Origin of the sequence: Burkholderia plantarii, assembly GCF_001411805.1 — a bacterium.
Classification (GTDB): Bacteria; Pseudomonadota; Gammaproteobacteria; order Burkholderiales; family Burkholderiaceae; genus Burkholderia; species Burkholderia plantarii.
The window spans coordinates 3,634,891-3,659,206 of sequence record NZ_CP007212.1 but is presented as its reverse complement, the minus strand read 5'-3'; the positions used below and the strand labels follow the sequence as shown (position 1 = coordinate 3,659,206).

18 protein-coding genes are annotated in these 24,316 nt (G+C 70.4%); 8 read left to right on the top strand and 10 right to left on the bottom strand.

Annotation, left to right across the window (positions count from 1 at the left end; all coding sequences use genetic code 11):
• Window positions 1–114 precede the first annotated feature (114 nt).
• Together bpln_RS15675 and bpln_RS15670 are read right to left on the bottom strand one after the other, a co-directional pair.
• Entirely contained in the window at window positions 115–312 is a 198-nt protein-coding gene (locus bpln_RS15675) for a phage tail assembly chaperone (RefSeq protein ID WP_042625958.1), read from the bottom strand.
• 328 nt (window positions 313–640) lie between these two features.
• Window positions 641–1,420 carry a DeoR/GlpR family DNA-binding transcription regulator gene (locus bpln_RS15670; protein WP_042625957.1) on the bottom strand — a complete coding sequence of 260 codons (780 nt, stop codon included), beginning with the start codon at window positions 1,418–1,420 and terminating at the stop codon, window positions 641–643.
• A gap of 223 nt (window positions 1,421–1,643) precedes the next feature.
• Between bpln_RS15670 and bpln_RS15665 the strand changes: the two genes are divergently transcribed.
• From bpln_RS15665 to bpln_RS15655, 3 genes are all read left to right on the top strand, one after another.
• Window positions 1,644–3,284, top strand: coding sequence for a gamma-glutamyltransferase family protein (locus tag bpln_RS15665; RefSeq protein ID WP_042625956.1), 1,641 nt, complete (start codon window positions 1,644–1,646; stop codon window positions 3,282–3,284).
• 389 nt (window positions 3,285–3,673) lie between these two features.
• Window positions 3,674–4,501, top strand: coding sequence for a ferritin-like domain-containing protein (locus bpln_RS15660; protein ID WP_042625955.1), 828 nt, complete (start codon window positions 3,674–3,676; stop codon window positions 4,499–4,501).
• Window positions 4,485–5,069, top strand: a complete 585-nt coding sequence (locus bpln_RS15655) for a hypothetical protein (protein ID WP_055139237.1) — start codon at window positions 4,485–4,487, stop codon at window positions 5,067–5,069. The genes bpln_RS15660 and bpln_RS15655 overlap by 17 nt, the downstream gene beginning before the upstream one ends.
• Window positions 5,070–5,311: 242 nt before the next feature.
• Here bpln_RS15655 and bpln_RS15650 read toward each other — a convergent pair whose 3' ends face one another.
• The 3 genes from bpln_RS15650 to bpln_RS15640 form a co-directional block, all read right to left on the bottom strand.
• Window positions 5,312–6,808, bottom strand: coding sequence for a DEAD/DEAH box helicase (locus bpln_RS15650; RefSeq protein ID WP_042625953.1), 1,497 nt, complete (start codon window positions 6,806–6,808; stop codon window positions 5,312–5,314).
• Between the two features lie 130 nt (window positions 6,809–6,938).
• Entirely contained in the window at window positions 6,939–8,243 is a 1,305-nt protein-coding gene (locus bpln_RS15645) for a c-type cytochrome (RefSeq protein WP_055139236.1), read from the bottom strand.
• A gap of 19 nt (window positions 8,244–8,262) precedes the next feature.
• Window positions 8,263–9,051, bottom strand: a complete 789-nt coding sequence (locus tag bpln_RS15640; protein ID WP_042625951.1) for a c-type cytochrome — start codon at window positions 9,049–9,051, stop codon at window positions 8,263–8,265.
• A gap of 434 nt (window positions 9,052–9,485) precedes the next feature.
• Between bpln_RS15640 and bpln_RS15635 the strand changes: the two genes are divergently transcribed.
• Both bpln_RS15635 and bpln_RS15630 read left to right on the top strand, forming a co-directional pair.
• Window positions 9,486–10,418, top strand: a complete 933-nt coding sequence (locus tag bpln_RS15635) for a CopD family protein (protein WP_055139235.1) — start codon at window positions 9,486–9,488, stop codon at window positions 10,416–10,418.
• A gap of 195 nt (window positions 10,419–10,613) precedes the next feature.
• Complete coding sequence (locus bpln_RS15630) at window positions 10,614–11,201, top strand: suppressor of fused domain protein (RefSeq protein WP_080937299.1); 588 nt, start codon at window positions 10,614–10,616, stop codon at window positions 11,199–11,201.
• Between the two features lie 108 nt (window positions 11,202–11,309).
• On the opposite strand, the gene dgoD is transcribed toward bpln_RS15630, so the two are convergent.
• A complete protein-coding gene (gene dgoD / locus bpln_RS15625) occupies window positions 11,310–12,458 on the bottom strand; it encodes a galactonate dehydratase (protein ID WP_055139234.1) in 1,149 nt (382 codons plus the stop codon).
• Between the two features lie 134 nt (window positions 12,459–12,592).
• Here dgoD and bpln_RS15620 point away from each other — a divergent pair, with 134 nt between their 5' ends.
• Window positions 12,593–13,273, top strand: coding sequence for a FadR/GntR family transcriptional regulator (locus tag bpln_RS15620; RefSeq protein ID WP_042625948.1), 681 nt, complete (start codon window positions 12,593–12,595; stop codon window positions 13,271–13,273).
• 182 nt (window positions 13,274–13,455) lie between these two features.
• Here bpln_RS15620 and bpln_RS15615 read toward each other — a convergent pair whose 3' ends face one another.
• Genes bpln_RS15615 through bpln_RS15605 form a run of 3 tightly spaced genes read right to left on the bottom strand, consistent with a single transcriptional unit; the run spans window position 13,456 to window position 17,762 of the window.
• Window positions 13,456–14,973 carry an efflux transporter outer membrane subunit gene (locus bpln_RS15615; protein ID WP_055139233.1) on the bottom strand — a complete coding sequence of 506 codons (1,518 nt, stop codon included), beginning with the start codon at window positions 14,971–14,973 and terminating at the stop codon, window positions 13,456–13,458.
• 46 nt (window positions 14,974–15,019) lie between these two features.
• Complete coding sequence (locus bpln_RS15610; RefSeq protein ID WP_042625947.1) at window positions 15,020–16,627, bottom strand: MDR family MFS transporter; 1,608 nt, start codon at window positions 16,625–16,627, stop codon at window positions 15,020–15,022.
• Window positions 16,620–17,762 carry an HlyD family secretion protein gene (locus tag bpln_RS15605; protein ID WP_055139232.1) on the bottom strand — a complete coding sequence of 381 codons (1,143 nt, stop codon included), beginning with the start codon at window positions 17,760–17,762 and terminating at the stop codon, window positions 16,620–16,622. The genes bpln_RS15610 and bpln_RS15605 overlap by 8 nt, the downstream gene beginning before the upstream one ends.
• A gap of 92 nt (window positions 17,763–17,854) precedes the next feature.
• Between bpln_RS15605 and bpln_RS15600 the strand changes: the two genes are divergently transcribed.
• Both bpln_RS15600 and bpln_RS15595 read left to right on the top strand, forming a co-directional pair.
• Window positions 17,855–18,778, top strand: coding sequence for a CerR family C-terminal domain-containing protein (locus bpln_RS15600; RefSeq protein ID WP_055139231.1), 924 nt, complete (start codon window positions 17,855–17,857; stop codon window positions 18,776–18,778).
• A gap of 256 nt (window positions 18,779–19,034) precedes the next feature.
• Complete coding sequence (locus bpln_RS15595) at window positions 19,035–20,726, top strand: purple acid phosphatase family protein (RefSeq protein ID WP_055139230.1); 1,692 nt, start codon at window positions 19,035–19,037, stop codon at window positions 20,724–20,726.
• A gap of 180 nt (window positions 20,727–20,906) precedes the next feature.
• On the opposite strand, the gene bpln_RS15590 is transcribed toward bpln_RS15595, so the two are convergent.
• Window positions 20,907–24,059: a transglycosylase domain-containing protein gene (locus tag bpln_RS15590; RefSeq protein WP_055139229.1), complete on the bottom strand. Its 3,153-nt coding sequence runs from the start codon at window positions 24,057–24,059 to the stop codon at window positions 20,907–20,909.
• Window positions 24,060–24,316: the final 257 nt, after the last annotated feature.

Below are 24,316 nucleotides of genomic sequence, written 5' to 3'. Positions count from 1 at the left end.
CCGCGGCCGGCTCCGCTCGCACCGCCGGCGTGGCGATGAAAGCGGCTGCGCCGCAAACCAAACGGCCGCCGTCCGGAAACGGCGGCCGTCAGGCCGGCGGGGCCGGCCGGCGGTTCAGGAATAACGGACCTTGATCGAGCGCAGCGCGGCGTCACCGCTCTCGGTGACGCAGTATTTGCGACCGGAGCCCAGCGCCTCCAGCCGAACCAGTTGCTGCTCCAGCAGCGCATCCAGCTCGTCGCGTTCCATTTCGGCCTGGTCGGGCGCGTCCTTGACGAGCAGCAGGGTGGCGAATTCATGCGGACTTAGCATCGTTCTCTCCAGACAAACCGTACTTCTCACGGCCGGACGATTCCGGGACGCGTTACCCAGCAGGGGAGGCGTGGCGGGACATGCTGCACGCCGGCACGCGTGGCACACGGGCGGCGGGGATTCGGAGTGTAGTCAAGCGGGCGCTGAACGCCAAATACGACCCTGAAAATTTTCCGATTGACAATTCGTCACAATTAAAGCGGTCGGTGCGACGCGCCAACATCTTGATTTCACTTGAAGTTCACGCTGCGATGCAGCACATGCGCGGGCGGTCCCGGCGGGGATGGATCGACGCCTGCGGCACCCGCTCGCGGAAGAGGCGACTGGCTCAGTCGGCGATATAGACCTGCGTGCCGGCCGCGGTGATCGTGTCGGCCATCTCGGCCGGCAGCGCCTTGTCGGTGAACAGCGCGTGGACCTGCGACAGGTGGCCCTGGCGCACCAGCGCGGGGCGCCCGAACTTCGAGTGGTCGGTGACGAGGTAGACGGTGCGCGCGTGCTGCATGATCGCCTCGGCGACGCGCACCTCGCGCGTGTCGAAGTCGCGCATCGTGCCGTCGGTCTCGATCGCCGAGGTGCCGACGATCGCGTAGTCCACCTTGAACTGGCGGATGAAGTCGATCGCGAGTTCGCCGACGATGCCCTTGTCCCAGGGCCGCACGATGCCGCCCGTGATCAGCACCTCGCACTCGGGGTAGCCGCTCATCATGCTCGCCACGTTCAGGTTGTTCGTGATCACGCGCAGGCCGCGGTGGCGGTTCAGCGCGCGCGCGACCTCCTCGGTGGTGGTGCCGAGGTTGATGAACAGCGACGCCTGATCGGGAATGTGCGAGGCCGCCAGCGCGGCGATGCGGCGCTTCTCGTCGTGGAACATGCGCTGGCGGGCGCTGTACGACACGTTCTCCGAGCTGGTCGGCAGGCTCGCGCCGCCGTGGTAGCGGCGCAGCAGGTTCAGGTCGGCGAGCCAGTTCACGTCGCGGCGGATCGTCTGCGGCGTCACGTCGAAGTGCGTCGCGAGATCGTCGACGGTGACGAAGCCGTCGCGCTGCACCCATTCGAGCAGTTCCTGCTGACGGGCGTTCAGCGACAGGCGGGGGTCTCGTGTCATGTTCGTTCGAAGGCTCGGGAGGCGGGTTCCGTATTGTAAGCAATGTGCGCGAACGAACATTCCGTTTTCGCGCGCTCCTCGCGGGATGCGGATGCGCGGCTTGCTCCGCGCGCGCATTCGCGCTGCAATGGCGCCTTGTCGCCCGCGACGATCGGTTGCCTTGCCGCTCGCCTCTTTTTGTCGTCGCGCCGTGTTCGCACGCCCATTCCTCCGGAGCCGCCGCATGACCCGTTTCCACTGGCAGAACCCCTATCCGACCGTCCGGCAGCCCGTGTTCGCCCGCAACGTGGTCTCGACCTCGCACCCGCTCGCCGCGCAGGCCGGCCTGCGCATGCTCTGGCAGGGCGGCAACGCGGTGGACGCCGCGCTCGCCGCGGCGGCCGCGCTCACGGTGGTCGAGCCGGTCTCGTGCGGGCTCGGCGGCGACGCGTTCGCGCTGGTCTGGGACGGCGAGGCGCTCTCGGGCCTCAACGCCTCGGGCACGGCGCCGGCGGCCTGGAACCCCGACTATTTCCGCGCCCGCCACGGCGAGGACGGCCACGGCCACGCGCGCCAGCCCGAGCGCGGCTGGGACACGGTGACGGTGCCGGGCGTGATCGCGGGCTGGGAGGCGCTGCACGCGCGCTTCGGTTCGCTGCCGTTCGCCGACCTGCTCGCGCCCGCCATCGAGCTGGCCGAGCGCGGCCACGCGGTGGCTTCGATCGTGGCCCAGAAATGGGCCGCCGCGGTGCCGGCGCTGCACGACCAGCCAGGCTTCGGCGCGGCGTTCCTGCCGCGCGGACGCGCCCCGGAGGTGGGCGAGCGCGTGGTGATGCCGGGCCATGCGAACACGCTGCGGCTGCTCGCGCGCGACGGCGCGCGCGCATTCTACGAGGGCGAACCGGGCGCGGCGCTGGCCGCGTTTGCGCGCGAGACGGGCGGCGCGCTGACGGCCGACGACCTGCGCGGCTATCGCCCCGAGTGGGTCGAGCCGATCAGCAAATCGTTTCGCGGCCACACCGTGCATGAGATCCCGCCGAACGGGCAGGGCATCGCCGCGCTGATCGCGCTCGGCATCGTCGAGCGCTTCGACCTGGCCGGGCTGCCGCTCGATTCGGCCGAGGCGCAGCACGTGCAGATCGAGGCCATGAAGCTCGCGTTCGCCGACGTCTATCGGTACGTGGCCGATCCGCGCGCGATGGAGGTGACGCCCGGGGCGATGCTCGACGACGCCTACCTGGCCGAGCGCGCGAAGCGCATCGACCCGGCGCGCGCGACCCATTTCGAGCACGGCATGCCGCGCTCGGGCGGCACCGTGTACCTGTCGGCGGCCGACGAGCGCGGCATGATGGTCAGCTTCATCCAGTCGAACTACATGGGCTTCGGCTCGGGGCTGGTGGTGCCCGGCTACGGGATCTCGCTGCAGAACCGCGGCCGCGGGTTCTCGATGGACCCGGCCTCGCCGAACGTGGTGGCGGGCGGCAAGCGGCCGTTCCACACCATCATCCCGGCCTTCGTCACGCGCGAGCGCGCCGGCCGCCGCGAGGCGGTGATGAGCTTCGGCGTGATGGGCGGCGACATGCAGCCGCAAGGGCACCTGCAGACCCTCGTGCGCATGCTCGGCTACGGGCAGCAGCCGCAGGCCGCCTGCGATGCGCCGCGCTGGAAGGTGAACCGCGACTTCACGCTCGACGTCGAGCACACGCTCGGTCGCGACGTGGTGGCCGCGCTCGAGGCGCGCGGCCACCGGCTGCAGTCGATCGACGATCCCTACATGGACTTCGGCTCGGGCCAGTTCATCTGGCGACTCGACGCCGACGATCCGGAGCGCGGCTACGTGGCCGCCAGCGACAGCCGCCGCGACGGGCTCGCGGCCGGCTTCTGAACACCGGCGCGCCGCGCTTTGGCCGCCTCCGGCCGCGCGGGCGGCGGGGCGCGGCGCCGCCCGCGATGCGCGTGATGCCCGCGGCCGGCCCTGCCTTGTTCGGGACTCCGATCTACCGGCTCGTGCCCGCAAGCCGTCCGGCTTCGCAGATTCGAATGAAATTGCAAGCGACCTTCGAATAACCTGTCGGTTGTCAGTGGCCGGCGGGGCGGAACTGCGTCGTCCGGGCACGGTCAGTGCTGAATGCACGTTCAGGAAACTCCGGCTAAGATAAGCGGATCCAGATCGAATAATTCAATTCATACCCGCCTCGTTCGGCAGGCTAGCGGCAACACCGGCAGGATGGATGCCGGCCGCCGCGCCGGGATGAGGCGTTTGGGAGCCATACGATGCTGGCCGAAACGAAGCATGTGATGCCTTGGCGCATCGAAGATATCGACCTCACCCGGATCGACCGCGCGAAGGCCGCCGCCGACGAGGATCTGCTGCTGCTGCTCTGCGCGGCCTCGTTCATCGAAAGCGGGTCCGATCTCTACACGAGCAACCTCAGCGAGTTCTTCGGCGAAGACCGCGAAGTCGCCACCTGGCTCAACGAGCAGTGGGAGCACGAGGAACTGCAGCACGGCCGCGCGCTGAAAGCCTACATCGGCTACGTGTGGCCCGAGTTCGACTGGGATCTCGCGTTCCGCAATTTCTTCGACGAATACTCGAAGATGTGCTCGCTGGAGGCGTTCGAGAAGACGCGCGCGCTCGAGATGGTGGCGCGCTGCGTCGTGGAGACGGGCACCGCCACGCTGTACCGGGCGATCAACGAGTGCTCGGAAGAGCCGGTGCTGAAGGAAATCACGAACAACATCCGTACCGACGAAGTGCGTCATTACAAACACTTCTTCAAGTATTTCAAGAAGTACAACGAGATCGAGGGCAACGGCCGGCTCGCCGTGCTCGGCGCACTGATGCGCCGTGTGCTCGAAATGCGCAACGAGGATTCGGAGGTGGCGCTGCGCCATGTGTTCGCGGTGCGCTATCCGGATCGCGTCGGCGATGCCGCCTACGTGCGCGAGCGGACCCACCGCGTCAACACGCTGGTGCGCCGTAACCTGTCGGCCGACATGTGCGTGAAGATGTTGCTGAAACCACTCGACCTGCCTTCGAGGATCCAGCCCGGCGTGCAGTATCCGCTGACGAAACTGACCCAGCATGTGTTCTTCCGCTGATCGCGACGCGGTGCCGGCCTCGGCCGCCACCGACCGCCACGCGCTCGAGCGCTGGCAGTTCGACCGCTGGTCGCCGGCCTGCCTCGCGCTGTTCGACGGCGAGGCGCTGGCCGACAAGGCACGCTTCTCGGCGTCGCTGGTGGTGATCGATCGCGGCGTCGAGCCGCCCGAGGCGCGCACCACGCTGCTCGGCGCGGGTGAACTGTACGCGAGCGATCCGGCCACGCTGTTCATCGCCCTGTGGCCGAGTTCGCGCGGCGCGCGGCTGCTCGCGGACGAGCGCGCGGCGACGCTGACCTTCGTGGCCGACGGCGCGTTCCATCAGGCGCGGCTGCGCGTCGAGCCGGCCGGCTTCACCGGCGACGGCCCGGCCGCCGACGGTTCGGCGCTGCCGGGGCTGGCCTGCTTTCGGGCCGCGCTGGCGGGCGGCGACGCACAGCGCGTGACTTATGCGCGGTTGACCTCCGGAATCGCGTTCGAGCTGGAGGACGACCGCGAGGCGGTGCTCGCGCGCTGGACGCGGCAGATCGAGCAGATCCGGCTGATCGCGGCGACGCTGGCGCGCTGAGCGGTGCCTCGATCGGCGGCGGCACCTCCGGGGCCGGCTGGCCCGCTCATCGTGGGTCTTCGTGGATCGCCGGCGTGACCGGCGTGGTCACGGCGCGTGCGGCCCGCCGCCCACGGCCAATCCCGTCATCCGACCCATCCTCATGAAGCAAAAAAGCGGGGAGCGCGACGCCTTCGATGCGTCGCGCTCCCCGCTTGTCATGGCACGGTGACGCGGTTGCGCGGCGAGAAACCGCCCGCGGTTCAGTGCCCGCGCTGACCGCCGCCGCTACCACCACGGCCCGAGCGACCGCGATTCGCCGCCTGCCCGCCATTGCCATTGCCGCCACCGCCGCCGGCCGGCCGTGCGCCGCCCGCTTGCGGTGCGCGCGGCTTGGCCGCTTTGGCGGCCGGCTTCGCGGCACCGGCGTTACCGCCGCCCGCGGCCTTGACCGGCTTGGCGGCCGGGCGCGCGGCCGGCTTGCCAGCCCCCGCGCCCGGCTGGCCGTCGCGGCGTGCCGCCTGCGGCTTGCCCTGGCCGCCGCCCTGCGGCTGACGCCCGCCGCCACCGCCACCGCCCCCGCCGCTGCGGCGCTGGATCGGCTCCGGCTTGGCGTTCGGGTCGGGCTCGAAGCCCGCGATCACCTGCTGCGGAATCTCGCGCTTGATGAGCCGCTCGATGTCGCGCAACAGCGGCTTCTCGTCGACGCAGACGAGCGACACGGCCTCGCCGTTCGCGCCCGCGCGGCCGGTGCGGCCGATCCGGTGGACGTAGTCCTCCGGCACGTTCGGCAGCTCGTAGTTGACCACGTGCGGCAGCTGGTCGATGTCGATGCCGCGCGCGGCGATGTCGGTGGCCACCAGCACCTGCAGCGTGCCGGCCTTGAATTCGCTGAGCGCGCGCGTGCGGGCCGACTGGCTCTTGTTGCCGTGGATCGCGAGCGCGCTGATGCCGTCCTTGGTCAGCTGCTCGGCGAGCCGGTTCGCGCCGTGCTTGGTACGCGTGAACACCAGCACCTGGAACCAGTTGTGCTCGCGGATCAGGTGCGTGAGCATCTCGCGCTTGCGGTCGCGGTCGACCGGGTGGATCTTCTGCGCGATGGTCTCGGCGGTGGTGTTGCGGCGCGCGACCTCGATCAGCGCCGGCGAATCGAGCAGGTTGTCGGCGAGCGCCTTGATCTCGTCGGAGAAGGTGGCCGAGAACAGCAGGTTCTGACGCTTGGGCGGCAGCTTCGCGAGCACGCGCTTGATGTCGTGGATGAAGCCCATGTCGAGCATGCGGTCGGCTTCGTCGAGCACCAGGATGTCGAGCTGCGAGACGTCGATGGTCTTCTGCTGCATGTGGTCGAGCAGGCGCCCGGGGGTGGCCACCACGATGTCGACGCCGCGCTTCAGCGCGTCGATCTGCGGATTGATGCTGACGCCGCCGAACATCACGGTCGAGCGCAGCTTCAGGTACTTGCCGTAGGCGCGCACGCTCTCCTCGACCTGCGCGGCCAGTTCACGGGTGGGCGTGAGGATCAGCGCGCGCACGGGGCGCTTGCCGTTCGCGTTGGTGGCCTGGACCGCGTTCAGGCGCTGCAGGATCGGCAGCGTGAAGCCGGCGGTCTTGCCGGTGCCGGTCTGCGCGCCGGCCAGCAGGTCGCCGCCGCCGAGCACGGCCGGGATTGCCTGGGTCTGGATCGGAGTCGGTTCGTTGTAGCCGAGTTCGTTGACGGCTCGCACGAGGGGTTCGGCGAGGCCGAGGGAAGCAAAAGACATAAACTCTCTAGGTGTTCAGGAAGGCGCCGCCGCTGCTCCGGTCGAAGCGGCCGGCGTGCCGACATACAAAAAACAAAAGGGCGCGGCCCGCGGTTGCCCGCGGCCACGCCCCGTGGTTGTGAACCGTCCGTCAGTCGAGCGGCGCGGATCTCAGATCGCTGACCTGCTGCGGAGAAATCGGCGAACCGTGGTTGCCCCAGGCCGATCGGATATACGACACGACGGCTGCAACCTCTTGATTCGACAGGGCTTGCGCGAACGGCGGCATCCCGTACGGACGCGGATTCCGGAACGTGCTCGGCGGGTATCCGCCGTTCAGCACCATCCGGATCGGGTTCACTGCAGACTCCATCATAATCGAATGGTTCTGCGCGAGCGGCGGATACGACGGCGGCTTGCCCTGGCCGGATGCGCCGTGGCAGGTCGCGCAGTTGTCCGCGTAGAGCTTGCGGCCCTGTTCCAACAGCTGGTTGCCGAACTGCTGCGAGGTCTCGTACTGCAGGTGCGACGGCGCCTCGCCCTTCTGCGGGATCGACTTCAGGTAGACCGACATCGCCTTGGTGTCGTCGTCGGTCAGGTACTGCAGGCTGTTGTGGACCACGTCGGCCATCGGCCCGAACACCGCGCCGCGATTCGACACGCCGGCCTGCAGCAGGTCAGCGAGTTCCTGCACGTGCCAGTCGCCGAGGCCGAACTCGGTGTCGTTGGTCAGCGACGGCGCGTACCAGTTTTGCAGCGGGATCAGGCCGCCCGCGAACGCCGACGAGCTGACCGGCGCGCCCATCAGATTGATCGAGGTATGGCACATGCTGCAGTGGCCGAGCCCCTCCACCAGATAGGCGCCGCGGTTCCATTCCACCGACTTGGTCGGATCGGGCCGGAATTCGCCCTCCTTGAAGAACAGCGTGCGCCAGCCGATCAGCAGGTTGCGGTTGTTGAACGGGAACTTCAGCTCGTGCGGGCGGCTCGGCCGGTTGACCGGCTCGACCGAGCGCAGGTAGGCGTAGATCGCGTCCGAATCGGCGCGCGAGACCTTGGTGTAGCTCGTGAACGGGAAGCCCGGATAGAGCAGGCTGCCGTCCTTCGAGCGGCCGGTGTGCATCGCGCGGTAGAAGTCGTCCGCGCTCCACTTGCCGATTCCGTACTGCGGGTCGGGCGTGATGTTCGGCGTGTACATGGTGCCGAACGGCGTCGGCATCGCGAGGCCGCCCGCGAACGGCTGGCCGCCGCGCACGGTGTGGCAGGCCACGCAGTCGCCGATCCGCGACAGATACTCGCCCTTCTTGACGAGCGCGGCGTTCGAGGCGCCGCCGTCGGTGGCGGCGCGGGCGGTGGTGCCGAACAGTTTCGCGGCACCGGGCCAGAACACCGGGGCGAGCGTCGCGGCCGCCGCAATCAGCACGGCGCAGAAGGCATACAGCGACTGGCGTTTCATGGCGTCTGTCTCCCGGGTCTCATTGCGGTTCGCTGCCGCACGCGAGCGGCAGCGTCAGCGAGCCGGCCGCAACCGGCACCGGGTTGGCCGGCGCGGGCTGCGCGGCGAGCCACGCGGTCACGGCCGTCACGTCGTCGTCGGTGAGGCGCGAGGCGATTTCGTGCATGCAGTCGGGCGCCTTGGCGCGCCGGTTGCCGGAGCGCCAGGCGCCGATCTGCGCGCTCAGGTAGTCGCTGTGCAGGCCGACGAGGCCGGGGATGGCCGGCTGCATGCCGGTCAGCGCGCTGCCGTGGCAGGCGACGCAGGCCGGGATCGAGCGCGCGGCGTCGCCGTGCATGGCGAGCGCCTGGCCGCGCGCCACCACGTCGTCGGGCACGGTCGGCCTGGCCGGTGCCGGATAGGGCGGGCGCAGGTTCGAGAAGTGGGTGGCGATCTCGTGCAGGTAGTCGTCGCTGAGATACGTGAGCAGGTAGTTCATCGGCGGATACTTGCGCCGCCCGTCACGGAAATTCATCAGCTGGTTGTACAGGTACTCGACGGGCTTGCCGGCCAGGCGCGGGAAGTAGTCGTTGTCGGTACCCTGGCCCTGCGCGCCGTGGCAGGCGGTGCAGCCGCGCACGCGTTCGGCCATGGTGTCGGGCGCCTTCAGCGGCGCGGCGCCGACGGTGCTGGCCGGCGCGGCATGAGACGGGGGATTCTGGGCCCGCGACGCGAGCGGCAGGCAGGCAGCGCCCAGGCCGGCCACGCCGATCCACAGGGCGGCGAGCAGGGGACGGAAGACACGCATTGAAGACACGAGAGGCTCCAATTTTTTTATATCGTCGGGGACCTGGCCGGCTGCGCCGGCTCGGGCTTTGACTACACGTGTTTCGGCAGCCCATCTCCGGTCGGCTGCGCTGCGAAGTTTAGCATCGAAGCCCGACGGAGGCGAACCGCCGGGCGGGGCGCGGCGCGCGCGATCGATGCGATAACAACAGGCCGGCGGCGGGCGGCGCACGAATTCCGGGCTTTTTGATGAACCCGGGCGCCGCTTGGCAATCGAAGCCCGTACACTCGCAACTCACGCGCCACCGGCCAGCATCAAGCCGGACCGGGCGATCGTTCCCACTCCGAAATACCGATTCACGTGCCGATGTTCGCGAACCTTCCCGTACCCGATTTCCCGTCTTACACGTTTTCCCCGATTCCCTCCGCCGCGTGGCTGCGCCCGTCGTGCCGGGGCGCCGCACGGGAGGACGCCCGATGAAGTTCGACAGCCTCTGGACCGGACAGGTCGCGATGGCCGCGCTCGCGCAGATCGCGTTCGCGATGGCGGTCGGCTCGCTGTTGTTCGGCGCCTGGCTCGGCGCCGAGGGCGGCCGCGCCAAGGTCTCGCCGGCCCATCCCGCGTGGCGCCGCGCGCGCGGCTCGCTGAGCGCGGCCGCACTGGTGTTCGTGCTCGCCGAACTCGGCTGGATCGTCTACGAGGCGGCGGCGATGAGCGGCGCCGGGCTCGGCGGCGCGTTCGGCGCGCTGTCGACGGTGCTGACCGACACGCACGTCGGGCACGCATGGAGTTTGCTCGCGCTCGGCGCGCTGATGCTGCTGGTGCTGGCGCTGCTGCGGCCCGCCGGTGCGGCGGGCGACGCGCTGCCGTGGCTCGCGGTGCTGGTGGTGGCGGCCGGTCATGCCTCGATCGGCCACGCGTCCGACGCGGGGCCGTGGTCGCCGGCGGTCGCGGTGCAGATGCTGCACCTGCTTTCGACAGCGGTGTGGGGCGGCGTCGTGCTGGCAGGAGGGATGGCCGTGCTGCCGGCGCTGGGCGCCTCGATCGCGCGCGGCGCGCTGATCCGCGTCGCGCTGCGCGTCTCGCGCGTGTCGATGGTGGCGGTGCTGGTGGTGCTGGCCACCGGCGCGTTCAACGCATACCGGGGCAGCGGCGGCTCGCTGGCCGTGCTCGACGCGAGTACCTGGGGCCGCGTGCTGCTGCTGAAGCTGGCGCTGGTGGTGCTCGCGCTCGTGCTGGGCGGGCTGAACCGGTTCTCGGCGCTGCCGCGGCTGCGCCGTACCGCCGCGACCGAGGACGCGCGCACCTTCACCAACGTGCTCTACCTCGAGGCGATCGCGATGATCGGGGTGTTCGTCGCGGCGGCCGTGCTCGCGTTCAGCGTGCCGGGCTTCGCGGCGATGGGGTGAGCGGGCGCGTGTGACACGGCGCGGAACCGGTGGATGGCTCGCGCCGCCGGCCGCGCGGCGCCGGCTCGGGTAGCATGGCGCCGTGGCCGGCATCGCGCGCGGCGCCGGCCATGGAACGTGCCGCGTCGGCTGCGGCCGGGTTCGGCCCGCGCGTCTGATGGCGGCGGCCCGCCGGGCATGAATGGAGAGGACGAGATGGTTCCCGAAGCAAATGAAGCGGCAAGGCAGGCGGCCCGGCAGGCGATCGCGCGCCATGTCATGACACTGTTCGACGGCATGCCGAAATCGCGGCCGTTCACGCGCGACGCGCGCGAGCTGGCGGTGCTGTCGGTGGCCGATGCGCCCGACGAGGAGGTGGTGTCGTACAGCACCGCCGGCCTCTGTGAGGTCGCGCTCGACACCGGCGGTTTCGACACGCGCATCGAACTGTGCGGCGCGATGCCGGACGACGTCGCGCACTGGCCCGAGATCCTGGCGGCCGCCGCGTTCGAGCTGGCCGCCGCGGCCTCGCCGGTGCGGCCCGGCGTGGTGGTGCGCGACGTGGTGGCGCGTTTCCATCCGAAGACCACGGTCCCGCATCTGTACCTGTCGATCCCGTTCATCTGGAACGACGGCGAATTTCCCGAGTGCCGCGTGGACGACACGCGCATCAACTGGCTGCAGTGCTTCCCGGTCTCCGACGACGAGGCGCGGCTCGCGGGCGAGCTGGGCGCCGACGGGTTCGAGAGCCGGCTCGACGAGGCCGACATCGACACCTACGACCTGCGCCGCAAGTCGCTCTGACGCCCAACGGCGGCGGCCCCGTGGCGCGGCGGGAGCCGTCGCGCCACGGGGCCGCGAATCCGTTTCAGGCCGGGGCAGCGAGATCCACCGCCGCGCCGGCGATGTCGATCACCACTCGGCGACGCTGCCGTCCGCGTGGCGCCACACCGGGTTGCGCCAGCGATGGCCGACCTTCGCCATCTCGCGCACCTTCTCCTCGTTGACGTCGATGCCGAGCCCCGGGCCTTGCGGGATCGTCACGAAGCCGTCCTCGTAGCGGAACACTTCCGGATTGCGGATGTAATCGAGCAGGTCGTTGCCCTGGTTGTAATGGATGCCGAGGCTCTGCTCCTGGATGAACGCGTTGTAGCTGACCGCGTCGAGCTGCAGGCACGCGGCCAGCGCGATCGGCCCGAGCGGGCAGTGCAGCGCGAGCGCGACGTCGTAGGCCTCGGCCAGCGAGGCGATCTTGCGGCACTCGGTGATGCCGCCCGCGTGCGAGGCGTCGGGCTGGATGATGTCGACGTAGCCGCCCGCCAGGATGTGCTTGAAGTCCCAGCGCGAGTAGAGCCGCTCGCCGAGCGCGATCGGCGTGTCGGTCTGGTTGACGATGTCGCGCAGCGCCTCGGCGTTCTCCGACAGCACCGGCTCCTCGATGAACATCAGCCGGTACGGATCGAGTTCCTTGGCGAGCACCTTGGCCATCGGCTTGTGGACGCGGCCGTGGAAATCGACGCCGATCCCCACGTGCGGGCCGACCGCCTCGCGTACCGCCGCCACGTTCGCGATCACCTTCTCGACCTTGTCGTAGGTGTCGACGATCTGCAGTTCCTCGGAGCCGTTCATCTTGACGGCCTTGAAGCCGCGCTCGACCACCGCGCGCGCGTTGCTGGCGACGTCGCTCGGGCGGTCGCCGCCGATCCACGAATAGACCTTGATGCGGTCACGCACCTGGCCGCCGAGCAGCGCGTGGACGGGCGCGCCGTGGTGCTTGCCCTTGATGTCCCAGAGCGCCTGGTCGACGCCCGCGATCGCGCTCATCGTGACCGGGCCGCCGCGATAGAATCCGGCGCGGTACATCACCTGCCAGTGGTCCTCGATCAGCAGCGGGTCGCGGCCGACCAGATAGTCGGCCAGCTCCTGCACGGCGGCTTCCACCGTGTGCGCGCGCCCCTCGACGATCGGCTCGCCCCAGCCGACGATGCCCTCGTCGGTCTCGATCTTGAGGAACAGCCAGCGCGGCGGGACGACGAAGGTTTCGAGGCGGGTGATCTTCATGGCGGGTGTCTCCGTGAGGTGGACGCATCAGGCGGCGTCGATGATGGCATCCTACACGAAACCGTTAAAAAGTAGTATTAATAGCACTTTTGTGCAGATAGTGGTCAGCGGCACGCCGCCCGACGAGGAGAACCGTGATTCAACGTGATCTGCATGGACAAACCGCGTTCCGGCTCGCGATCGCGATCCTGCGCGGCGACTACGCGCCCGAGACGACGCTGCCGCGCGAGGCCGACCTGATGCCGTCGTTCGGCGTGAGCCGCACGGTGCTGCGCGAGGCGCTGCGCACGCTGACCTCGAAGGGCTTGATCGAGTCGCGGCCGAAGGTCGGCACGCGGGTGCGTCCGCGCCATGCCTGGAACCTGCTCGACGCGGAGCTGCTCGACTGGTATTCGCAGGTGGCGCCGCCGCTCGCGTTCGCGATGCAGCTGCAGGAGATGCGCGAGATGGTGGAACCTTACGCGGCGGGGCTGGCCGCCCGCGCGTGGGCGCCCGACACGCTGGCCGCGATCGACGCCGCGCACGAGGCGATGTGCGATGCGAAGCAGGTGGACGAATGGGTGCGCGCCGACCTGCGCTTTCACCTGAGCGTGCTGGCGGCGGGCGGCAACGAGCTGCTGATTCCGCTGGGCGCGCTGATCGAGCGCACGCTCGAGGCGCAGCTGCGTGTGAACGCGCGGCGCGCCGACGTGTTCAACGCGTCGCTGGGCGAGCACACGCGCGTGTGCGAGGCGATCCGCGCGCGCGACGCCGACGCGGCGCGCCGCGCGATGGCGGGGTTGCTCGCCACCACGCGCGCGCGCATCGAGCGCTGACGCGAAGCGGCGGTGCAGGCACGGGGCAGGCCGGCATGGGATCGGGCCCGCTCGCGTGCCGGGTTTCGGGGCGGCCCCGGTGCCGAGGCCGCATCAACCCGGCATCGGGCCGACATCGACGCGTTCCGGGGAATCCGCCGGCGCTCTCCATCGACATCCCCATCCCGTCTAGCCCGCTGACTTCAGCCGGCCGGCTTCGCATCGGCTGCCGCGGTAGCCGGCGTATCCCGCGCGTTCGCATCGGTCTGCCAGCCGAGGCCGAGGCTCTTCTGCAGCGAGATGTAGTCGTCGAGCAGCTCGGCCTGCCCGGCGATCACGTTTTGCCGCGCCGAGAGCGCCTCGCGCTGCGTGTCGAGCAGGTCGATCAGCGACGACACGCCGGCCCGGTAGCGCTGGTCCATCAGCGCGGCCGAGTGCGTCGCCGAGGTCTCGATCTTCGCCAGCGCGACCACGTGGTCGCGCTGGTGCCCGTAGCGCGACAGGGCGGTGTTGGCGTCCTGCAGCGCGCCCAGCACGGCCTTCGTGTAGTTCGCCTCGGCCTCGTCGCGCGAGGCTTCGGCCGCGCGCACGGCGCCGCGCGTGCGGCCGAAGTCGAACAGGTTCCATTGCAGGTACGGCGCGCCGATCCACGAGTAGTTCTGCTTGCGGAACAGGTGGCCCGGATCGGCCGCGCTGAAGCCGATGTCGCCGAGCAGCGTGACCTTCGGGAAGTAGTCGGCCACGTGCTCGCCGATCTGCGCGTTGCTGGAGGCGAGCCGGCGCTCGGCCGCGCGGATGTCGGGGCGCTGCTTGAGGAGCGCGCCGGCGTCGCCGATCGCGACCGTCCCGGGCAGCGCCGGCAGCGCGGCGTCGGGTGCCGAGAGCTGCGCGTCGAGCGTGCCCGGCGCGCGGCCCGTCAGGATCGCGAGCCGGTCGAGCGACTCGGTGACCTGCGCGTCGAGCGGGATCAGCGTGGCGCGCGTGTTTTCCACCTGGGTGGTGAGCCGCTCGATGTCGGCGTCGTCCACCACGCCGCGGCCGCGCCGCTGCAGCGTCAGGTCGAGCATCTGCTGCTGCAGCGCGGCGGTGCGCTGCGACAGCGCGAGGCGCTGCTGCTGGTCGCGCAGGCCGACGTAGGCGTTCGCGACCTCGGCCGCGAGCGAGACCTGGGTGTCGGCGAGATCGGCGTCGACGGCCTCGGCCTGGGCCGAGGCGGCCTCGATCGCGCGCCGCGTGCCGCCGAACAGGTCGATTTCCCAGGTCGCGTCAAAGCCGGCCGTGTAGAGCTGGATCGGGCCGGTGCCGGGCTGCGACGAGCCGCTGCCCGAGCCGTTCGAACCACTCGAGCCGGTCAGCGCCGAGAACGCGTTCGCATCGGGCTCGCGCGTGCGCAGCACGGCCGCGTCGGCGCTGAGCTTCGGCAGCGCGTTGGCGCGCTGCTGGCTCAGTTGCGCGCGCGCCTCGCGCAGCCGCGCCTGCGCCGCGTGCAGATCGGGGTTGTGGGCCAGCGCGGCGGCGATCAGTTCGTTCAACTGCGCATCGCCGAGCGCGCGCCACCAGGCGCTCGGCGTCGGCGCGGCGGCCAGCACGCCCGTCTTCGGCGTGCGCACGAAGGCCGCGTCGTCTGGCGCGGGCGGTGCGCCGTGGTAGTTCGGGCCGACCGTGCAGCCGGCGAGCAGGCCGACGAGCGCGAGCAGCGTGAGGGGCGCGAGGGGGACCATGGCGCGGCGGCGGGACGGCGGGGAAAACGTCATGAGGTGCATCGGGTCAGTGGCCGGACGAGGCGGGCGGCGGCGAACCGCGGCGCGGCGTTCTGAGCAGCAGCGCGAGCGGGACGCAGGCGATCAGCGCGAGTCCGAGCAGGTAAAAGGTTTCGGAGTAGGTCATCACGGTGGCCTGCACCTGGATCTGCCGGGCGATCTGACCCAACGCGCGCATCTGCGAGTAGGCCATGTCGCCGGTGCGCGCGAACCAGCTCGCCGCGTAGGTGGCGATGCGGTCCTGCCCGATCAGCGAGTTGGCGGTGAGCGACTCGCGCAGCGCGGCCGTGTGGAACGTGGTGCGCCGGTCGATGATGGTGCCGATGATGGCCAGCCCGATCGAGCCGCCGAGATTGCGCGCCATGTTGTAGAGCCCGGCCGCGTCGCCCGATTCCTCGCGCGAGACGGCGGCCATCGAGGCCTGGTTCAGCGGCATCATCGCGAGCATCTGCGCCACGCCGCGGATCAGCTGCGACCAGGCGAAGTCGTGGCCGACGCTCTGCGCGGTCAGCGAGATGTCGAGCATGCAGCTCAGGAAGAACAGCAGCAGCCCGGTGATCACGAGGATCCGGAAATCGACCTTGCCGAGCAGCCTCGGCAGGATCGGCATCATCAGGAACGCGGGCAGGCCCGACAGCAGCATGATCTCGCCCGCCTGCTCGGCGTTGTAGCCGGCCACGATCGCGAGGAACTGCGGCAGCAGGTACGACACGCCGTACAGGCCCGCGCCGACCGCCGCGACGATCAGGATCACGCTCGCGTAGCGCGGGTTGCGCATCAGCGAGAGCCGCAGGATCGGCCGCCTGGCGGTGAACTGCGAGACCGCGATCAGCACCATGCCGACGAACGACACCCAGCTCAGCGAGACGATCATCTGCGACTCGAACCAGCGCTCGCGCTGGCCTTCCTCGAGCACCACGGTCAGCGACGACAGCCCGATCGCGAGCCCCGCGATGCCGACCCAGTCGGCGTTGAAGAACTGCTGCCACTGCGCCTTGTCGGAGGTGAGCCCGACCACCAGCAGCGTGATCAGCACCAGGCACACCGGCAGGTTGATGAAGAAGCACCAGCTCCAGTTGACGTTCTCGGCGAGCCAGCCGCCCAGCACCGGCCCGAACAGCGGCCCGAGCAGCACGATCAGGCCGAACAGCGTCATGCCCACCGGCAGCTGCGAGGGCGGCAGCCGGGTGCGGATGATGGTCTGCGCGGTCGGGATCATCGCGCCGCCGGTGAAGCCCTGGCCGATCCGGCCGGCGATCATCAGCGCGAGCGTGCTCGACCAGCCGCACATCATCGAGAACGCGATGAACAGCACCGACGAGGCGAGCAGGAAGTTCTTCAGGCCGAACACGCGCGTGAGCCACGCGGCGAGCGGGATCATCACGATTTCCGACATCAGGTAGCCGGTCGAAATCCAGGTGCCCTCGGTGCCGGTCGCGCCGATTTCGCCCTGGATCTGCGGCAGCGCCGAGTTGGTGATCGAGATGTCGAGTGTGGCCATCAGCGCGCCGAGCGAGCCGGCGGCCACCGCGATCCAGTCGGAGGCGGTGGCGCGCTCGGGGTGCGGGGCGGCGGGGGCGGCCGGGGCGCCGGCCGGCGTGGCGGCCTCAGCCATGCTGTTTCCCGTCGTCGCGCGTGTCGACGTCCACATTCACCGACAGGCCCGGCAGCAGCACGCGACGCGCCTCGTCGTCGGTGTCGACGTGGATCCGCACCGGCACGCGCTGCACGATCTTCGTGAAGTTGCCGGTGGCGTTCTCGGGCGGCAGCAGCGCGAACTGCGCGCCGGTGCCGGGAGCGAAGCTCTCGATGCGGCCGTGCAGCTCGCGGCCCGACAGCGCGTCCACGCGCAGCGTGACGGGCTGGCCCGGACGCATGCGGTCGACCTGGGTTTCCTTGAAGTTCGCCACCAGATAGAGATCCTGCACCGGCACCACGGTCAGCAGCCGCGTGCCGGGCTGCACGTACTGGCCCACGCGCACGGTGCGGTCGCCGACCCGGCCGTCCAGCGTGCTGCGCACGATGGTGTTGTCGAGATCGAGCTGAGACTGCGCGGCGCCCGCCTGCGCGGCCTCGAGCTGCGCCTGCGCCTGCTGCAGCTGCGCGGTGCTGGAGGCGATCTGGGTGCGGGCCGCGGCGATCGACGCCTGGTTGGCGGCCAGCGTGGCCTGCGCCTGGTCGCGCGTGTTTTTCAGATCGGCGATACGCTCGTGGGTCTCGGCGCCGGTCGCGGCGAGCGGCGCGTAGCGCGCGTACTCGTCGCTGGCATGGCGCAGGTTGATGCTCGACACGCGTGCCTGCGCCTCGACCTGTTCGAGGTTGGCGCGCTGCTGGGCGATGTCGGCCTCGGCGCGCGCGATGTCGGCGCGGCGCGCGTCCACGGTGGCCCGCGACTGCTGCAGCGAGACCTGGTACTGGCGCACGTCGAGCTTGACGAGCGGGTCGCCGGCCTTCACCTGCTGGTTGTCGCGCACGTAGACGTCGGTCACGTAGCCCGACACCTTCGGCGCGGCGGTCATGCTGTCGGCCTGCAGGTAGGCGTCGTCGGTGTTCTCGATGAAGCGGCCGACGGTCCACCAGTGGACCAGCCAGATCGCGCCGCCGATCAGCGCGACCACGGCCAGCGCGATCAGGATGCGGCGCCGGTTCGGCTTGCGTGCGGGGGCGTCGGGGGCCGGATTGCCCGAAGACGGATTGGCGGCAGGTTCCTGACGGTTGCCTTTCGGCGGGTCTTGAGGCGTCGACGACATTCGGGTATCCAAATTATTCCAAGCGGAAGAATTATTCCAGTTGGTAGATTTGTGTCAAGTAGAATGTGGTTTGTCTGAATTGTGAGGGGTCTATGACGGAAGCGAAGAAGCTGCGTCGCGTGTCGTCGAGCGGCTACGCGCGCGGTGACGAAACCCGCCAGCGCATCATCGAGGCCGCCATCGAGCTGTTCGGCGAACGCGGGTTCGCCGGCGCCTCGACGCGGGACATCGCCGCGCGCGCGGGCGTCAATGCGCCTGCGCTGCAGTACTACTTCGAGAACAAGGAAGGGGTGTTCCGCGCCTGCGCCGACGCGATCGCCGACACGGCCTGCGGGGCGTTCGGCCAGCCGCTCGACCACGCGCGCGCGATGCTCGACGCGCAGGCCGGCGTGGAAACGCTGATCGACGCGTTCCTCGGCATCATGCACGCGATCTCGGAACGGATGTTCACGGCGCCGAAGACGGTTCACCAGCGCATGTTCTTCGCGCGCGAACAGGCGGGACTCGAGCCGAACGTGGCCACCGAGATCCTGATGGAGCGGATCCGGCGCCCGCTCAACGACGTCTGCGCGGAACTGGTCGGCCGCATCTCCGGCCTCGATCCCGAGAGCCCGGTCACGCGGATTCGCGCGTTCAGCCTGCTCGGCCAGCTCACGGTGTTCCACATCGCCCAGCGCTCGGCGCTGACGCTGCTTGGCTGGGAGTCGTTCGACGGCGGACGCGGCGCGCTGCTGCGGGCCACCATCGACGGCCAGACGCGCATGCTGCTGCGCCAGTGGCATGCCGAGCACGGCGTGCTGCCGGCGGCGCTCGGCGCGGCGATGGCGGCCACGCGCGACGACGCGGCGGCTTCACCGGCATCTCCACCAGCACCGCGCCGCGCCGCCGCGCGCCGTGCCCCGGCCGCACGCGGCACCACGCGCGAGACGGCGGCCGACGGCGAGCCGGAGCCGAAGAAGCCCGCCGCGCCGCGGCGGCGCGCGCTGCGCCTCGACCCCAAGGCCCGCCCGCGCTGAGCGTGCAACCGGCCGCCCCACGCATGGCCCGCGGGCGGTCGGGCAGCGTCCGGATGAAGTTCGGTTCGCGGCCCATGGCTGCGCGCATGACATCCGCGCGTCACGATTGCCGGTCTATCGTCGGGGTTCCGGGCGGTGGCGAGGGCCGTCGCCGCCCTCGTGCATCGCCAGCCGTCGCCGCCGTCGCCGCCGTGTCGCCTTCGGGCCGCCGGGGCCGGGCCGTGCGATCGATAAGACAGAAGATCGGAGCCAGCCGATGTCGAAACAGACTCCCCCCGAAGCACCGTCCGCCGGCCCGCATGCGTCGCAGCACGCAGCCGTTTCGCGCCGCGGTTTCCTGAAGCTGGCCGGCGTGTCCGGCCTCGCGACCGCGAGCGGCCTCGGCGCCGCGCGCGCGGCCGCCACCGTGCCCGACGGCACGCCGGAACAGATCCACCTGACCTGGGGCGACGATCCGTCGTCCGAGGTGACGATCTCGTGGGCCTCGCTCGCGCCGGCCGCGAACCCGCGCGTGCGCGTGTCGGGCGACGCCGGCCGGCCGTTCACGGTGCATGCCGTGCAGCGTACCTATACCGACGGCCTGAACGGCGCGGTGGTGTGTACCTATCACGCGCGCCTGCTCGGGTTGCGGGCCGACTCGCGGTACGGCTACGAAGTCACCGCCGACAACGACACCAACGCCGCGCAGCCGTTCGCCGCGAGCTTCCGCACCGCGCCGCGCGGACGCGCGCCGTTTCGCTGGACCAGCTACGGCGATCTGGCCACGCCGAACACGGGCTGGGTGCTGTCGTCGCCGCAGAGCCGCTTCGCGGTGCAGGCGGTGGAGCGCTTCCAGCCGCTGTTCCACCTGCTCAACGGCGACCTCTGCTACGCGAACCTGAATCCCGCGCACCAGCCCGACGTCTGGCGCGACTTCGGCAACAACAACCAGCTGTCCTCGGCGAACCGCCCGTGGATGCCGTGCCCCGGCAATCACGAGATCGAATTCCACAACGGCCCGCAGGGGCTCGATTCGTATCTCGCGCGCTACGTGCTGCCCGGCAACGGCACGCGTTTCCCGGGCCGCTGGTACACGTTCCGCGTGGGCGCCGTGCAGTTCGTCTCGCTCGACGCCGACGACGTGGTCTACCAGGACGGCGCGGCCTTCGTGGCCGGCCCCGCGCCGCTCGTACCGGCCGCCAGCACCGGCCATGCGCCGGTGCCGCCGGGCACCTCGTTCTACGTGCGCGGCTACAGCCAGGGCGAGCAGACGCGCTGGCTCGAACAGACGCTGCGGCACGCCTCGCACGACGCGTCGATCGACTGGATCGTGGTGCAGATGCATCAGGACGCGCTCAGCTCGTCGAAGTCGGGCAACGGCTCCGACAAGGGCATCCGCGAGGCGTGGCTGCCGCTCTTCGACCGCTACGGCGTCGATCTCGTGCTGTGCGGCCACGATCACGATTACGAGCGCAGCTTCCCGGTGCGCGGCTGCCATCACCATGCGGGCATGGACGCGACGACGGGCTCGGTGGTCGACACGCTGCAGCCGAAGCCGGTGGTCACCGCCGATCCCGAGGACCGCACCTTCGACACGCGCCACGGCACGATCCACCTGATCCTCGGCGGCGGCGGCACCAGCGCGCCGACCGACACCTATGGTGACGATCCGGCCACCGGGCAGCCGCAGGCGATGGTGTTCACCAGACCGAACCGGCCGGTGCCGGGCGCCACCGCCGGCACCTTCGTGCGGCCCGGCGCCGATGCACGCGAGGATGCCGTCTGGTCGGCGCGGCGCGACGCCGGCAACGGCTACGGGATCGCCGTGTTCGACTACGAGCCGGGCGAGGCGGGCGGCAATACCACGATCACGGTCAGCTACTACCACGCGGCCGGCGCCGACTCGACGCCGAACCCCGATTACTCGCTGTTCGAGACGATCATGCTGAGCAAGCCGCATCGCGGCTGAGCGCGGCGCGCGAAGCGACGCGGGCGGCGAGGCCCGGCGCGGGCGGCGAGGCCCGGCGCGGGCGGCGAGGCCCGGCGCGGGCGGCGAACCCAATACCGGCAGCAAAGCGCGCGGGGCGCCGGTGACGAGCCGGCGCCCCGCGTGTCGTTTCGGCCTGCCGCGAGCGGTGCCGCGTGCCGGTCAGCCGTGCGAGACGGCGGCGGTCGCGGCGGCGTCCGGCGCCGCGTTGCTGTTTCCTGCGTTGCCGCCGGCAGTGTCACCGGTGTCGCCGGCGGCCTTCGTCGTCACGGCCGGCTTCGCGGCCGGCGCCTCGACGAGCGGCTGCAGCGCCGGGGCCAGCGATTTCAGCAGCTGTACGGCCAGCGCGCTCGTGTATTCGTAGCGCGCCGCGTAGGGCTCGTGCGTGTTGGCCGTCAGCACGCCGAAGAAGCGGTCGCCGATGCCGAACACGAAGGTCGCGCTGCGATTCACCTTGCGCGATTCGATCAGCCGCGCGCCGGGTGCGTAGACGTTGAAGCGCTGGTCGCCGGTACCGGTCTTGCCGAACACCTCGAGCGTCGTGCCGTCGGGGAACGTCATGCCCTGCGCGAGCCGCTTGCCGGTGCCGTTCTGCACCACGTCGCGCAGCATCGGCTGCACGGCCGCCGCGATCTCGGGCGAGAGCAGCTGCTTCGGCGCGGTGCCCGCATGCACGAAGTGCGTTTCGTAGGGCGTGTCCTTCGCGAACGCGAGCTGCGTGACGCTCTCGGTCGGCACCTGCGCGCCGCCGTTGGTGACGAGGCCGATCAGCTTCGCGAGCGCGTCGGGCTGGTCGCCCGAGGCGCCGATCGCGGCCGCGTAGGACGGCGTGAGCGCCGCGAACGGATAGCCCAGCGCCTGCCACGACCGGCCGATCTCCTGATAGGCGCTCAGCTCGACCATGCGGCGGATCCGGCGGTCCTGGGTGGCGTGGTATCTGGTCTTGTAGAGCCACGCGTAGGAGGCGAAGCGCACGTCGTGGCTCGCGCCCTGCACGGCGTCGAGCGTCGCGTCCGGATGCACGCGCAGGTAGGCGAGCGTCCAGAGCGCGAGCGGATGCACGCTGGCGATATAGCCGCGATCGTTGAGGCTGAAGCGGTCGGCGCCGTACTTCGCGTAGAGCGCGGCCAGATCGTCGTCGGCGAGGCCGGCGGCCGGCGTGCCCTTCAGCGCCGTCTTCATCTGCGTGTCGAACCACGGGCGCGGCGCGTCCGGCGCCACGCTGCGCAACACGGTGGCCACCTTCGGCGGCGACTTGCGCACCGTCTTGAGCATCAGCGCGAGCGCGTCGTCGGGCGGCTTGCCCGCGTACTTCACGTAGAAGCGCTTCACATACACGCGGCTTTCCTGATCGACGAACTGCGCGAGATAGCGCGCGCGCAGGTCCGGATCGTCGAGCCACCGCGCCGACACGCCCGAGGTCTGCACCATCTCGTAGCGCACGATGTCGCGCATCAGCCGCACGAACACGAGGTTGACCGAGTTGCGGAACGCGAGCCGGATCGTCAGGATCTGGCCGTTCTCGCTCTTCTCGAAGTTGGTGAAGGTCTGCGCGCCGCCGCCGGTATAGAACGTCTCGCCGGGCGAGGCCGAGTACCTGCGTTCGAGCGCGGCGTCGAGCATCGGCGCGAGCGACCGGTCGCGCGTGGCGATCAGGTAGTCGAGCGACCAGCGCGTGAGCGCGTCCTGCGGGTCGGGCCGCACGCGCTTCAGCTCGTCGGTGGAGAGCGGCGCGTACTGGTCGTGCAGCCGCGAGACGATCTGCAGGTAGGTCACCACGGTGCGCAGCTTCGCGGTCGAGCCGAGGTTCAGGCGCGCGCCGCGGTTGACGTCGAACGGCTGATCGACGCTGTCGGTCTGCACGCGCAGCAGGTTCGCGTCGCCCTGCCGTTCGTAGAGCGTGAAGCTGTACGAGATCTTCGACGGATCGTCGCCGGGGCGCAGCATCTGCTGGCCGATCAGGCCGGCCGCCTTGGCGCCGTCGCGCGTGGTCACGGCCGCGAGCCGGTCGGCCACGGCCTGCTGCACGGCGTTGTCGAGCGTGACGGTGGCGTCGAGATCGAGCCGGTCGAGCTGGTAGGTGCTTTGCAGGCCGAGCGCGCCGAGCAGCCGCGAGCGCGTCGAGGTGATCGCCTTGCGCGCCACGTAGGACGCCTGCGCCGGCAGCGCGGGCGGCGCGTGCCGCTCGATGCTGGCGGCCAGCGCCGCGTCGCGCAGCGCCGGCGTGATCGCGCCTTCGTTGGCCAGCAGCCGCAGGTAGCTGTCGGTCAGCTTCTGCAGGTCGGCATAGCCGCGATTGAGGAAGAACGAGGGCGCCCGCTGCGCGATCAGCAGCGACAGCACCTCGCGATAGGTGGCGGCCTGCTCGGCGCGGTTCGCGTCGGTGGGCGGCGCGGCGAGGATGCGGTTCACCTCGTTGAAGTCGCGCCCGTACCAGGCGGCGAGGCCGTCGCCGATGCCGGTCACCTCGCCCACGCGCGCGCGCGCCGCGAGCGGCACCGAGTTCAGGTAGCGCACCACGATCTGGCGGCGCGCCGGCAGCGTCTGCGGGCCGTCGAGATAGGCGCGCACCGAGGCCGAGGCGATCTGCCGGAGCTTCTCGGGCGGCGTGGCGGTGCGGCCGTCGGGCGAATGGCGGAACTTCTCGATCTGGGTGGCGAGCGTGCTGCCGCCCGGCGTCTGCTGGTTGTGGTTCACGTAGCGTAGCGCCTGGTCCGACAGCGCGCGGCCGAAGCGGCGCCAGTCGATCGCCGGGTTGCGGTTGGGCGCGTCGGGATCGAGCAGGTAGCGGTCCTCGATGAACAGCAGCGAGCGCACCACCAGCGGCGGAATCGCATCGAAGTCCTGATAGACGCGGTGCGGGAACGTGGCGTCGTAGATCGGCTCGCCGCGCGCGTCGCGCACCGTCAGGCCGGCCTGATCCTTTTCGTCGTAGGGCAGGAACAGGCCCTCGTCGGCCAGCGACAGCAGCCGCTCGGAGCCGCGCGCCTGCGCCGCGATCGTGTAGCCGCGCGCGGCGAGGCGTCGTTCGAAGTCGGGCAGTAGGGAATAGCCGAGGCGCACGTCGTAGGGGCCGCTCGCCGGATAGCGGATGCTGTCGCTGGGGCCGGCGTCCATCGTGTAGCCGACGTCGCTCGCGAGACTCGACAGGTAGCGCGCCTGCCATCGCGATGTCGCGAATTCGATCTGACAAAGTCGCACCACCACCACCAGTGCGATCAGCACGGCCGCGACGAGCAACCATTTGACGCGCTTCCAGACCGGGACGGCGGTGCTGGTGGCGCGCAGCGGGATTCGGATAACCGGCCGATTCATGGCATCTCCCAGACGGCGCAAATCGTCAGACCCTCGCGCCGCAACGCGATCAGTGTAGTCCTGAATTCGAGATACGGTGGGACAGAAAATGGTGGACTGTGACGCGGATGCAACCGCCGCTGGAACGGGGAATTGGGGGCGGATTTCGTGGCGCGGCGGAGCGGTTGGTCCGGGTTGACGGGCGGGGTTGCGGGGGCGCTTTCAGCTGCGTTTTGAGCTGCGTTTTGGGGGCGCCCTGCGTGCGGTGCGCAAAGGCA